This is a genomic window from Enterobacter sp. N18-03635 (assembly GCF_004006055.1).
Taxonomy (GTDB): domain Bacteria; phylum Pseudomonadota; class Gammaproteobacteria; order Enterobacterales; family Enterobacteriaceae; genus Enterobacter; species Enterobacter vonholyi.
The window spans coordinates 1,586,380-1,598,775 of the sequence record NZ_CP034769.1; the positions used below are offsets into that span (position 1 = coordinate 1,586,380).

12 protein-coding genes are annotated in these 12,396 nt (G+C 53.8%); 6 read left to right on the plus strand and 6 right to left on the minus strand.

The genetic code is table 11. The features are described 5' to 3' along the window. The first annotated feature begins 2 nt into the window (after window positions 1–2). The 4 genes from pqiA to rmf all read left to right on the plus strand — a co-directional run bounded on the left by pqiA (window position 3) and on the right by rmf (window position 3,886). On the plus strand, window positions 3–1,256 hold the full coding sequence (pqiA, locus tag ELK40_RS08165) for a membrane integrity-associated transporter subunit PqiA (RefSeq protein WP_127730293.1): 1,254 nt from the start codon (window positions 3–5) through the stop codon (window positions 1,254–1,256). A gap of 4 nt (window positions 1,257–1,260) precedes the next feature. Beyond that, complete coding sequence (gene pqiB, locus ELK40_RS08170; protein WP_111964544.1) at window positions 1,261–2,901, plus strand: intermembrane transport protein PqiB; 1,641 nt, start codon at window positions 1,261–1,263, stop codon at window positions 2,899–2,901. Next, the gene (pqiC, locus tag ELK40_RS08175) at window positions 2,898–3,464 is read left to right on the plus strand and encodes a membrane integrity-associated transporter subunit PqiC (RefSeq protein WP_008499932.1); all 567 of its coding nucleotides are present in this window, start codon (window positions 2,898–2,900) and stop codon (window positions 3,462–3,464) included. Before pqiB ends, pqiC begins: the two co-directional genes overlap by 4 nt. Before the next feature lie 254 nt (window positions 3,465–3,718). Beyond that, on the plus strand, window positions 3,719–3,886 hold the full coding sequence (gene rmf, locus ELK40_RS08180) for a ribosome modulation factor (protein ID WP_013097261.1): 168 nt from the start codon (window positions 3,719–3,721) through the stop codon (window positions 3,884–3,886). Between the two features lie 70 nt (window positions 3,887–3,956). Here rmf and fabA read toward each other — a convergent pair whose 3' ends face one another. Both fabA and ELK40_RS08190 read right to left on the minus strand, forming a co-directional pair. Beyond that, window positions 3,957–4,475, minus strand: coding sequence for a 3-hydroxyacyl-[acyl-carrier-protein] dehydratase FabA (gene fabA, locus ELK40_RS08185; protein WP_008499931.1), 519 nt, complete (start codon window positions 4,473–4,475; stop codon window positions 3,957–3,959). Window positions 4,476–4,543: 68 nt separating this feature from the next. Continuing rightward, window positions 4,544–6,304: a Lon protease family protein gene (locus ELK40_RS08190; RefSeq protein WP_127730295.1), complete on the minus strand. Its 1,761-nt coding sequence runs from the start codon at window positions 6,302–6,304 to the stop codon at window positions 4,544–4,546. Between the two features lie 186 nt (window positions 6,305–6,490). Between ELK40_RS08190 and matP the strand changes: the two genes are divergently transcribed. Further along, window positions 6,491–6,943, plus strand: a complete 453-nt coding sequence (gene matP, locus ELK40_RS08195; protein WP_008499929.1) for a macrodomain Ter protein MatP — start codon at window positions 6,491–6,493, stop codon at window positions 6,941–6,943. Window positions 6,944–7,008: 65 nt separating this feature from the next. Here the strand turns inward: matP and ompA are convergent, their stop codons facing one another. Then, window positions 7,009–8,064 (minus strand): porin OmpA, encoded by a 1,056-nt coding sequence (gene ompA / locus ELK40_RS08200; RefSeq protein WP_023311028.1) that lies wholly within the window; start codon window positions 8,062–8,064, stop codon window positions 7,009–7,011. Between the two features lie 354 nt (window positions 8,065–8,418). After that, window positions 8,419–8,928 carry an SOS-induced cell division inhibitor SulA gene (sulA, locus tag ELK40_RS08205; RefSeq protein WP_127732753.1) on the minus strand — a complete coding sequence of 170 codons (510 nt, stop codon included), beginning with the start codon at window positions 8,926–8,928 and terminating at the stop codon, window positions 8,419–8,421. Between the two features lie 217 nt (window positions 8,929–9,145). Between sulA and ELK40_RS08210 the strand changes: the two genes are divergently transcribed. Then, entirely contained in the window at window positions 9,146–9,772 is a 627-nt protein-coding gene (locus ELK40_RS08210; RefSeq protein ID WP_127730297.1) for a TfoX/Sxy family DNA transformation protein, read from the plus strand. Here ELK40_RS08210 and yccS read toward each other — a convergent pair. Both yccS and ELK40_RS08220 read right to left on the minus strand, forming a co-directional pair. After that, entirely contained in the window at window positions 9,729–11,891 is a 2,163-nt protein-coding gene (gene yccS, locus ELK40_RS08215; RefSeq protein WP_127730299.1) for a YccS family putative transporter, read from the minus strand. The two genes, ELK40_RS08210 and yccS, sit on opposite strands and share 44 nt — an antisense overlap. A gap of 19 nt (window positions 11,892–11,910) precedes the next feature. Then, window positions 11,911–12,357: a YccF domain-containing protein gene (locus ELK40_RS08220; protein WP_111964540.1), complete on the minus strand. Its 447-nt coding sequence runs from the start codon at window positions 12,355–12,357 to the stop codon at window positions 11,911–11,913. Window positions 12,358–12,396: the final 39 nt, after the last annotated feature.

Consider the following 12,396-nt stretch of genomic DNA (forward strand, 5'->3'; position numbering starts at 1 on the left):
ATATGTGTGACCAGCACCATGCCGACAGGCATATTTTATGCTCGCAATGCGATATGCTCGTGGCGTTGCCAGAGCTTGGTCACGGACATAAAGCCCTGTGTCCACGTTGCGGTGCGACGTTGACAACCGAGTGGGACGCGCCGCGGCAGCGTCCCACTGCTTACGCTCTTGCAGCACTTTTTATGCTGCTGCTCTCCAATCTCTTCCCCTTCATCTATATGAAGGTGGGTGGGATAACCAGCCAGGTGGATTTGCTTGAAATCCCGGGCGTGATGTTCTCAGAAGATTACGCCAGCCTCGGCACCTTTTTTCTCCTGTTTGTCCAGATAGTTCCGGCTTTTTGCCTGGTCGTAATCCTTTTGCTGGTCAACCGCGTCAGGATGCCCGCATCACTGAAAATCCGGCTTGCGCGTATCCTTTTTCAGCTCAAAAACTGGGGCATGGCCGAGATCTTTCTGGCGGGCATTCTGGTCAGTTTCGTGAAGCTGATGGCGTACGGCGACGTGGGGATCGGCAGCAGCTTTATTCCCTGGTGTCTGTACTGCGTCCTCCAGCTGCGTGCATTCCAGTGCGTTGACAGGCGCTGGGCGTGGGATGATATCGCCCCGGCACCGACGCTTGCGCAGACGGTGAAGGTCGGCGTGCCCGGCATTCGTCAGGGGCTGCGTTCCTGCCCATGCTGTACCGCCGTGCTCCCCGCCGATCTCGACGTTTGTCCGCGCTGCGAAACGAAAGGGCACGTGCGGCGTAAAAATAGTCTTCAGTGGACGATGGCGCTGCTGGTCACGTCCATCATGCTGTATCTGCCTGCCAATATTCTGCCAATCATGATCACCGATTTGCTCGGTGACAAAATGCCCTCAACGATCCTGGCCGGGGTGATACTGCTTTGGGGCGAGGGTTCCTATCCGGTCGCTGGCGTCATCTTTATCGCCAGTATTATGGTGCCAACCTTAAAAATGATCGCCATCGCCTGGCTCTGTTGGGATGCGAAGGGCCATGGGAAACGCGATAGCGAACGCATGCACCTGATTTATGAAGTGGTCGAGTTTGTCGGACGCTGGTCAATGATAGACGTGTTTGTCATCGCCGTTCTCTCTGCGCTGGTGCGGATGGGCGGTTTGATGAGTATTTATCCCGCGATGGGGGCTTTAATGTTTGCACTGGTCGTGATCATGACCATGTTTGCGGCCATGACCTTCGACCCTCGTTTATCGTGGGATCGTGAGCCTGAATCAAGCCATGAGGAAGAGTAAGAGCATGGAAAATAAGAGTGGAGAGGCGAAAGTGCAGAAGGTCAAAAACTGGTCACCGGTGTGGATTTTTCCCATCGTGACCGCGCTGATCGGTGCATGGATCCTGTTTTATCATTACAGCCATCAGGGACCGGAAGTCACGCTGATAACCACCAATGCCGAGGGGATTGAGGGCGGTAAAACGACCATCAAAAGCCGTAGCGTGGATGTGGGCGTGGTCGAAAGCGCAACCCTGACCGACGATTTAACCCATGTGGAGATTAAGGCGCGCCTTAATGCCGGCATGGAGAAATTGTTGCATGGCGATTCCGTTTTCTGGGTCGTTAAACCGCAGGTGGGGCGTGAAGGGATCAGCGGCTTAGGAACGCTGCTTTCGGGCGCCTACATAGAGCTGCAGCCCGGCGCTAAGGGTAACCAGCCTGCCAAATACCAGCTTCTGGATTCACCGCCGCTTGCGCCGCCTGATGCCAAGGGCATCCGCGTGATCCTCGACAGCAAAAAAGCAGGTCAGCTCACGGCCGGCGACCCGGTCCTGTTCCGCGGCTACCGCGTCGGGTCGGTTGAGAAAAGCACGTTCGATCCGCAGAAACGCGCAATTAGCTATCAGCTCTTCATTAATGCGCCAAACGATCGCCTGGTCACCAGCAACGTCCGTTTCTGGAAAGACAGCGGGATCGCGGTGGATCTGACCTCGGCAGGCATGCGCGTTGAAATGGGTTCGCTGACCACGCTGTTTGGCGGCGGCGTGAGTTTTGACGTGCCGGAAGGCCTGGATTTGGGGCAGCCGGTTGCAGAGAACACCGCTTTCCGCCTCTTTGACGATCAAAAAAGCATTCAGGATGCACTCTATACCGATCACGTTGACTTCCTGATGTTCTTCAAAGACTCCGTTCGCGGCCTGCAGCCGGGGGCGCCCGTTGAGTTCCGCGGTATTCGCCTCGGTACGGTTGGGCAAGTGCCGTTCTTCGTCCCGGGTCTGAGCCAGATGCTGGATGATGACTATCGCATTCCGGTGCTGATCCGCATTGAACCAGAGCGTCTGCTTAACCAGATTGGTGAAAATCAGGATATCGCTACCCATATCACCCAACTGATGGAACGCGGTCTTCGCGGGTCGCTGAAAACCGGCAACCTGGTAACCGGCGCGCTGTATGTGGATATGGACTTCTACCCGAAAGCACCGCCGATTACCGGTATCCGTGAATTCGGCGGCTACAAGATCATCCCAACGGTGAGCAGCGGTCTGGCGCAGATCCAGCAGCGTCTGATGGAGACGCTGGACAAGATCAACAATCTGCCACTGAATCCGATGATTGAAGCGGCGACAAACTCGCTAAGCGAAAGCCAGGCAACGATGCGCCGTCTGCAAACCACGCTGGATAACATCAACAAGATCACGGCGAGCCAGAGCATGCAGCAGCTGCCGCAGGACATGCAGAAAACGCTGCGTGAGCTGAACCGCAGTATGCAGGGCTTCCAGCCGGGATCTGCGGCCTATAACAAGATGGTGGCAGATATGCAGCGTCTTGATCAGGTCCTGCGTGAACTGCAGCCGGTGCTGAAAACGCTCAACGAGAAGAGCAATGCGCTGGTGTTCGAAGCGAAAGATAAAAAGGATCCTGAGCCGAAGAGGGCAAAAGAATGAAAAAATGGCTATTGATGGTTGGCGCTCTGCTGTTAACGGCGTGCAGTTCAGGGGGAGATAATAAAAGTTATTATCAGCTGCCTGTGGCAACCCACAGCGGTGGGCAAAGCACGGCGAGTCAGGGAAACCGCCAGCTGTGGGTTGAGCAGGTCGCCGTGCCGGATTATCTGGCAGGAAACGGCGTGGTCTATCAGACCAGCGACGTTAAATACGTGATTGCGACCAACAACCTGTGGGCCAGCCCGCTGGATCAGCAGCTGCGCAACACGCTGGTGGCTAACCTGGGCAGCCAGCTTCCGGGCTGGGTAGTCGCGTCGCAGCCGCTGGGTAACGATCAGGATACGCTGAACGTCACCGTAACGGGCTTCCACGGCCGCTATGACGGTGCGGTGGTGATCAGCGGGGAGTGGTTGCTGAACCATCAGGGGCAGCTGATTAAGCGTCCTTTCCATCTGGAGCTGAAGCAGCAGAAGGATGGCTATGACGAAATGGTGAAAGTCCTGGCTCAGGGTTGGGCGCAGGAGTCGGCCAGTATCGCGAGGGAGATTTCCCGGCTGCCATAAGTAAAATTCATCATTAAAACCGCAGTTGGCCTGTCGCTGATTGCGGTTTTTTTTCGTTTTCAACTCAGGTTGTTACTTGTGCCACGTCACAATTTTTGTACAAATGAACTTCCATGTAGCTCACAGATATGACACCCGTATGAATTTTGAACATTGACGATGCGACTAATTCGGGGTATTCGTTATCTGTGCCTGTGCAGATAGTGCAGACACTGTTTTCTTTCCACCAGACAAAAGAATGAGGGAAACGAGGCATGAAGAGACAGAAACGAGATCGCCTGGAACGGGCTCATCAACGTGGTTATCAGGCCGGCATCGCTGGACGTTCTAAAGAAATGTGTCCTTATCAGACGATAAATCAAAGGTCACAATGGCTTGGAGGCTGGCGAGAAGCCATCGGCGACAGGGCACTCATAGCCTGATAACGTCTCTTTCAAAAAAGAAACCTCCGCATTGCGGAGGTTTCGCCTTTCCGGGGTTCGAAAAGCACGATCAGAACGCAGAAGTGTCCTGGAACAGGCCAACCTTCAGGTCGCTTGCGCTATAGATCAGACGACCGTCGACCAGTACTTCACCATCTGCCAGGCCCATAATCAGGCGGCGGTTTACGATGCGCTTGAAGTGAATACGATAGGTCACTTTCTTCGCTGTAGGCAGAACCTGACCAGTGAATTTCACTTCGCCCACGCCCAGTGCGCGGCCTTTACCTTCGCCACCCAGCCAGCCCAGATAGAAGCCAACCAGCTGCCACATAGCATCCAGGCCCAGACAACCAGGCATTACCGGATCGCCAATAAAGTGGCAACCGAAGAACCACAGGTCCGGGTTGATATCGAGTTCTGCTTCTACGTAACCCTTATCGAAGTTGCCGCCGGTTTCGGTCATTTTCACGACACGGTCCATCATCAGCATGTTCGGGGCCGGCAACTGTGGGCCTTTTGCGCCAAACAGTTCGCCGCGACCAGAGGCAAGAAGATCTTCTTTTGTATAGGATTCGCGTTTATCTACCATGTTCTCAGTAAGCCTTATTTTAGTGAAGGACGCAGGATAGCTAACACGTGTACGCTGAACAAGTCCGATCAGTTCGAACTAAACCAGCCCAGCCAGCGTAACGGCCATGGATAACGGTGACGAGCATCCTGCTGTGTTGCCTGAGCAATGCGCTCCTGGATAGTCTGCATCAGGGTGGTTTGCCCTTCGCCATCCCATACCAAGTTTGTCAGTAAGGGTAGTGCATCCTCAATCCCTTCGATGGCCCAGATGGCGAACTGCTCTTGTTCAACCGCATCCAGAATCTCCTGGCTAAGGCTTAAATGGCGTGCGTTAGGAGCAGGAATAATTACACCCTGCTTGCCGTTTAAACCGCGCTGCTGGCAGATAGAGAAGAAGCCTTCAATTTTTTCGTTGAGGCCGCCGACAGGCTGGGCACGACCGAATTGGTCCACCGAGCCGGTGATCGCGATGTTCTGATTGATGGGCACTTCCGCCAGGGCGCTGATTAAGGCGCACAGTTCAGCCATAGAGGCGCTATCGCCATCCACTTCGCTGTAGGACTGCTCAAACGTCAGCGAGGCCGAGAAGGGGATCTGTTGCTCAAGCTGCAGCTCAGACATCAAAAACGCCTGCATGATCATCATGCCTTTGGCGTGAATGTTGCCGCCCAGCTCGGCTTTGCGTTCGATGTCGGTAAATTCGCCATCGCCAATATGCACAACGCAGCTGATACGGGACGGTTCCCCGAATGCGCGCGGATGGCCAGGAAATTCAATCACCGACAGGGCGTTGATCTGCCCGACGCGTTCACCTTCGGTTTCCACCAGAATTTGTTCCAGCAGAATTTCATCCTGCATACGGTCAGCAAGATAGCCTTCTCGCCACTCTCGCTGAGCCAGCATCTGGGTGAGCTGCTCTCCGGTGAACGCACCGTTACCGCTAATCACACCCACTTCACGCAGCTGTTTGCCGATCCAGAGCGGGCAGAGTGGCAGCGTTTCCTGGTCACCGGTATAGCGCACCGCTTCGCGGATCAGGCCTGGCCACGCGTCAGCCGCAGGCGTTGGCAGCGCAAAACGTTCTGCAACGGTCATCACCCACTGGCACCACTGCGCCATATCGTCGGCATCGGCAATCTGGATATTATCTTCGTATTCGCTATATACCGCCTGCTCAGCCAGTTCAGGCTCCATTTCCTGGAAGTCCGCCAGCGACTCACGGTCGCCCGTCAGCACGACGGTTAACGACAGCGGCATAGACGGAACCGAGACAGGCAGGGGACGAGACTCATCGTAGCCGACCCAGTCGAAACGCTGCTGATGCACGATGGTTTTCAGACGCATCCACAGCAGCGGCTGCGAGAGCAGGGTACGCAGTGAGATGATGAGAACACCGCCATTTGCGCGATGTACCAGTCCCGGCTGCAGCGAAAGTTCGCCGTTAAACTGGCGCAGACAACCAAAGAGTTGTTCCGCCTCGACCCAGTTAGCGGTAACCACTTCGCCCTTAGCGGCAAAAGCGCCATCGGCCTGCGCCGCAGGTTCGAAAGTGACATCATGTCCCGCAATACGATACTGCCCGCCAAAAACGGCGTTCGCTTCCGGCTTCAGCTGATGCACAGCATCACCGAGCAGCGTCAGGTATTCCGCTTCTTCCGGGGCTTTGAGCAGCATGAAGGGCGCAGTTGCCCAGGGGCTTAACACCTGCTCTAGCGCGTAATGCAAACGGGGCTGCGTATCGCTAAGGATGAATTCGTGTTCTTTTGCGAGATCTGGCTGTGCAAACAGTTCCTGGTAACTTTCGGTATCCGGAACAAGGTCACGCCATGCAAGTTTCGTAATGGTCAAAGTTGATGTTTTTTAGTCAGATGTAAAAGCGTGGAGTATACCGTAAGCGGGGGGCTGTACCCAAGCAGGATTGGGGATTTCGACAGGGCGAATGGCTGCATTCACTCACAGGATATGATTTCTTTTCAGCAGATTGCTAAAAAACTGATATTCTGAACAGAGTTACGTGGTAACACTGAGATCGCAATGAAATATCAACAACTGGAAAATCTCGAAAGCGGCTGGAAATGGAAATACCTGGTCAAAAAGCACCGTGAAGGGGAGCTGATCACCTGCTACATCGAAGCCAGCGCTGCGCAAGAAGCCGTGGATATTTTGCTGACCCTCGAAAATGAACCGGTACAGGTTAACGGGTGGATTGAGAAACACATCAATCCTGCGTTGTTAAACCGGATGAAGCAAACTATCCGTGCGCGACGCAAACGGCATTTTAATGCTGAGCATCAGCACACTCGCAAAAAATCAATCGACCTTGAGTTCGTTGTCTGGCAGCGCCTGGCCGGGCTGGCACAACGACGGGGAAAAACGCTGTCGGAAACCATCGTGCAGCTGATTGAGGATGCAGAACATAAAGAGAAGTACGCCAACCAGATGTCGACGCTGAAGAACGACCTTCAGGCTCTGTTGGGTAAAAAGTAGATTTTTTACTTTTCTTCAGACAATAAAAAACCCCGCATGGCGGGGTTTTTTTATAAGACGATAACTTATGCCGCTGGCTGAGTTACAACGTCTTTGATGCCTTTAACTTCGATCTCTACGCGACGATCTGGAGCCAGGCAGTCGATCAGTGCAGCGCGAGCTTTCACGTTGTCACAGGTGTTGCCAGTAACTGGGTTAGATTCGCCCATACCACGTGGGGAGATCTTGTTAGCTGGGATACCTTTAGAGATCAGGTAATCAACAACAGACTGAGCACGTTTCTCAGACAGTTTCTGGTTGTAAGCGTCAGAACCGATACGGTCGGTGAAGCCCAGAACCACTACAGAACCGTCTTTAGGATCCAGGTTGCTCAGCTGGGTGTACAGCTGATCCAGTGCCTGCTGACCTTCTGGTTTCAGAGTCGCTTTGTTGAAGTTGAACAGAACGTCAGACTTCAGAGTGAAGTGCTTGGTCTGTACTTCTGGAGCTGGAGCCGGCGCTGGAGCAACAACTGGTGCTGCTTCTTCCTGCTGGCCGAAACGGTAGGAAACACCTACGCTCAGCATGCCGTTGTCTGGACGAACACCAACGGTGTTGCCGTCGCCGATGTTGTTAACCCACTGGTATTCCAGACGGGTAGCGATGTCACGGGTCATAGCCCACTCAACGCCACCAGCGAATACTGGGGAAACACCGGTGTCATGGTTGTCGCCAGAAATGTTGTTGCTGGAGTCAGCACGCCATACCATGCCGCCCAGACGGGTGTACACGTCCAGATCGTCAGTGATTGGGTAGCCCAGTTTAGCGGTCAGTTGAACGCCCTGTGCTTTGAAAGCGCCGTTGATGGTGTCGCCTTTGTATGGCATACGACCTAACCAGTCGTAACCCATTTCAAAACCAACATACGGGTTAACCTGATAGCCACCGAACGCACCTGCACCAAGCTGGCTCTCGTGAGTTGGGCCATCATTGTTCAGGCTGCTGTTGTACCAGCCAGTGTCGTGGAACTGAGACCAGCCCAGTTTACCACCTGCATACCAGGTATTATCTTTCGGAGCGGCCTGCGCTACGGTAGCGAAGCCAGCCAGTGCCACTGCAATCGCGATAGCTGTCTTTTTCATTTTTTGCGCCTCGTTATCATCCAAAATTCGCCATGAAAGTCTCAAGAGAGAATCACGGTTAAATCCTTCACCGGGGGGCGTGGTCAAATATAAATCTACCGATATCTTCGGCTTAGGCCGAGCACCCCTGGCGATGTAAAGTCTACAACGTAGCTGAAAACTTACAAGTGTGAAGTCCGTCAGGCATATGAAAAAAAAAGTTCCGTATACCGATTATTTAACATTTTTCGAACGAATTTTGTGCAATAAAATTAAGGAGAACCGCACCAGACAAGCCTTGCCGCAATTTTTAGGTCGGGAACTTAAATCCCATCTTGCGGTCAAAAAAAATTCCAGGAAAAATCTTAATTTCACTCAATGATACAAATTTGAGTGAATTTTTAGCCCAGAAAGTTGTCCTCTGCGGTAAGAATCCGATCGAACCGGACGCATAATGAACCCGATCGCATTCCCTTCTTCAGCGGCTTCAGACAGACGGAAATGTTCTTCTTCAGTCAATTCTTCCGGTAACCATCCAATCACCACGCTGTAATTCCCTGTGCGTAACGCGCGGATCATCGACTCAACGGTATCGCAAGGCGAGAGTTGATTAATTTGCATGACTTTCGTCAGCGGCAGGCCGGCGGACTGAACCCACTCACGGCTCAGCTTTTGCTGAGGCGTGAGCCAAAGCTGCCAGCGCGATTGCTGACCGAGCTGTTGTAATAACGGCAGTAACAGAAGTTGCGTTAACAAGGGCTGGTCTTCACGATAAACCACTTCACTGATAAGCCCCGTGGAAACACGCTCGATGGAATTCTGCGAGACATTGCCTGCAGCAGAAGAGAGAGAGGTAGCGCGATTTGCATAGCCTGAAGTGTGCATATTCATTCCAGCCCTGTAGTTACTGTATGGATATACAGTAACCCCTGTATACCTAAAGATCAACCTCATTTTCGGAAAGCGACTCGCAAAATTCATTCAATCTTGATGCTCCTCGAAAAATCATCTTGCTCAACGACGTTAAGTTGCCTATTTTCCTGCTAACGGATCCGCTAGTAAGAAATTTAGTTGTTACTTTATGATTTTGAAGGGAAATATCATGAAAAAGATATCTTATGAACGGATTTATAAATCTCAGGAATACCTCTCCCCGTTGGGCGAGATTCATCACCGCGCGTTGTTTGGCGGCTATACCCTTGCGGTGGATGATGCTGTTTTTGCCATGGTCTCAGATGGCGAGCTTTACCTTCGCGCCTGTGAGGAGAGTGCCAAATACTGTGTAAAAAATGCCTCCTCTTTTTTGACGTTGATGAAGCGAGGCCGCCCGGTGCTGCTCAACTATTATCGTGTTGATGACGGATTATGGCAGGACAGGGAGCGGTTACTTCAGCTCTCCTCGTTTGCGCTCAGTGCGGCAAGAAAAGAGCGTTATCAGCGCCATCAACGAAACCGACTAAAGGATCTGCCTAACCTGACCTTTCAGCTTGAAGTCTTGCTCTTTGAAGCTGGCATCACCAATGAGGAAATGTTGCGGGAGCTTGGTGCCAGGGCGTGCTGGCTAAAGATGCGGGCAAAAAATAAAGCGCTGAGTATTAAAGTACTCTTCGCGCTGGAAGGGGCTATCGAGGGGCTGCATGAAGCGGCACTCCCGGCAGACATTCGCCGGGAGCTCACGGAGTGGTTTAATGCGTTGACTGAGCCACAGGAGAATCACTCCTCCAGGTAGCAATGTGCTGTTGCAGCCGGCAAATTTCAGGCAGCAGAGCGATAAGCAGGCCTATCTGCTGAAGCACCAGAGGTGCTTTACTGTCATTTCCCGGGTCTAGATGCGCAATGCGTTGAGCCAGTTCATCCAGCGCCTGTTGAACGCGCGGCTCATCGGCTGGTCGATGATGAAGCGCGTCATCGACATAACAGACGGCGTCATCGAGCAGGTTGAGAATACCCGGGTTGGTGAGTTTCTCACGGTGAGCGCCCAGCGTCGAAATATAGCTGGTGAACGTATGGTTCAGGCAGAGCAGGCGGAACGCGGTCTCACGAATATCCGCCGTGGCGCGAGGCTCCGTCGACATGTTAGACACTACGGAGGCCAGTTCCGCATCACTGTTGTGCGCGTCGCGGCGGGCTATCCGGTAAGCCAGGCGGTTATCGCGGCCCTGATGATATTGCTCCAGGATCGCGTCAAGGTATCGACAGTTGGCGTTCATCGCCCTGTCTACCACGCGCGGCAAATTTCGGAAACGCCAGTCCGGCCAGATAAAGCTGACCGCGGCCCAGGCAATCGCACAGCCAATCAGGGTATCGATCACGCGGGGCAGGGCGACTTCAAACCCTTCACCCAGCAGGTTAAAGCAGAGCAGCACCAGCAGCGTGATGAACATGGTGGCATGGGCGTACTGCACGTTGCGAAACGCGAAGAACAACACGCCGGTAATCACGATCAGGATCAATTGACCTTCAACGGAGGGCACGAAATAGAGCACCGGAAGGCCAATCGCGACGCCCACCAGCGTGCCGATAATACGCAGCGCAAGACGGTGTCGGGTGGCATTATAGTTCGGCTGGCAGACGAACAGGCTGGTCAGCAGGATCCAATAGCCGTGATGCAGCCCGGTAATCTGGATAAAGGCATACCCCACGCACAGCACCAGCGACATTCGCACGGCGTGCCGAAAGAGAGCCGACTCCGGCGTAAAGTTGCGGCTCAGCCGTAGCCACATATCGCTAACGCTGTGTACGCTGTCATCAGCAAGCTGGTTTTCCACCTCACTGCCTGGCAGCGCCATCGCTTGTTCGGACTCAATGGTTGCCAGCTGGGCATCAATCGCACGCAGGTTGTTAAGCAGAAAACCCAGCGCTTTGATGTGTTCCGGTGACGTTCCGCTGGCCTGAACGCGGTCGAGTGCCGCATCAAGATGGCTGAATACGCGTTCAAAGCGGGGGTCATGCTGATAGGGCGTGCGCAGCAGAATGGAGTGCGAGAGCTGTTGGCACGCCTGGGACTGCATGGACAGCAGACGCTGGAAGCGGAACATCACGTCGCTGTAGCGGAACTTCTCGCGCAGGGCGGCATACTGAACGTGCGAGGAGCTGGCGCGTTCATGAATGTCCTGGGCGGCAAAATAGTAGTGAAGCGTCCGTCGTGTTCCACGCTGACCGCGATCGCCGCGCAGACGGGTAAGCAGGGAAGCTTTTGTCTGATTAAGAGTGGCGACCAGCTGGCCATTTGCCAGGGCCAGATCGTAGAGCGGTGCCTGGCTTTCTTCCTCGATGTCCGGGTCGAACAGCCGGGATTTCAGTTCCAGATAGCGGGCTAGCTGCTCAAAGCTGCGGGCAAGGTTATCCTGCAGCGGGCGAACCGGGAAAATCAGATGACCGGTTAGCGTCAGCAGGTTATACCAGATGGCGCCCAGCAACAGCAGAACCGGCTGCTGGTACCACTGGTCGTACAGGGAAACGCCCAGCATGGTGTAGATAGCGATCAGCAATGCACCAAAAGCGATGGTGGCATAGCGCTGCCCAAGCCCGCCCAGCAAAATAAACCCGCTGGTTGAGAGCGTAAGGCCCAGGGCAAACAGCCAGGGCCACGGGAAAAGCAGCTCAACGGAAGCTGACGCAATAAAAAAGCAGACGAGCGTAATGACCAGGTTACGTAAACGCCCGGCCAGACGGTCGTCCAGATCCGCCAGCGCCCCGGCGACCACCCCAAGCGTGAGCGGAATGGTGAGCTTGACATCATTCAGCCACCAGGGCAGGGCAACCGTGCCGCAAAGCGCGATAAATATCCTGACGTTATAAAGCCAGGTGCTGTTCCAGGTATAACGGCGAAGCAGTGGGCTTAGCATAAACGCGGCCAGTCCTTATTTACTGAAAACGACGGCGAGCGTTTGCTTCGCGCGCCGCTCTGGCCACTTCTACCGGAACAACCCTGCGACCAACGGGCCAAAGGGCGATAGCGGCGATCTTAAAGTTTGCGATCCCCACAGGAATACCAATAATCGTGATGCACTGTGCAATACCGGCAAAAATATGCATGATGCACAGCCACCAGCCAAAGAAAATCAGCCACAGAATGTTAAGCAGGGTTCCGCCCGTATTCATCAGAGCGTTTTTGCTCTCCGGATTCAGCTCGTCAACGTGGATGGCTTCATTCCCGTAGGGGATTAAGGAGAGTTTTGTGATTTCCCAGCAGGAACGGGTCAGGGGAAGCGTGAAAATCAGGACGATGCTCACCAGCGTGGCAAAAAGCCAGGAAAGGGTGGTGGCAAAACCGCCCAGCACAAAATTCAACACATTCAGAACGGTACGCATAAACGCTCACTTCCTTTCGATATAATTAACGCCCAATGA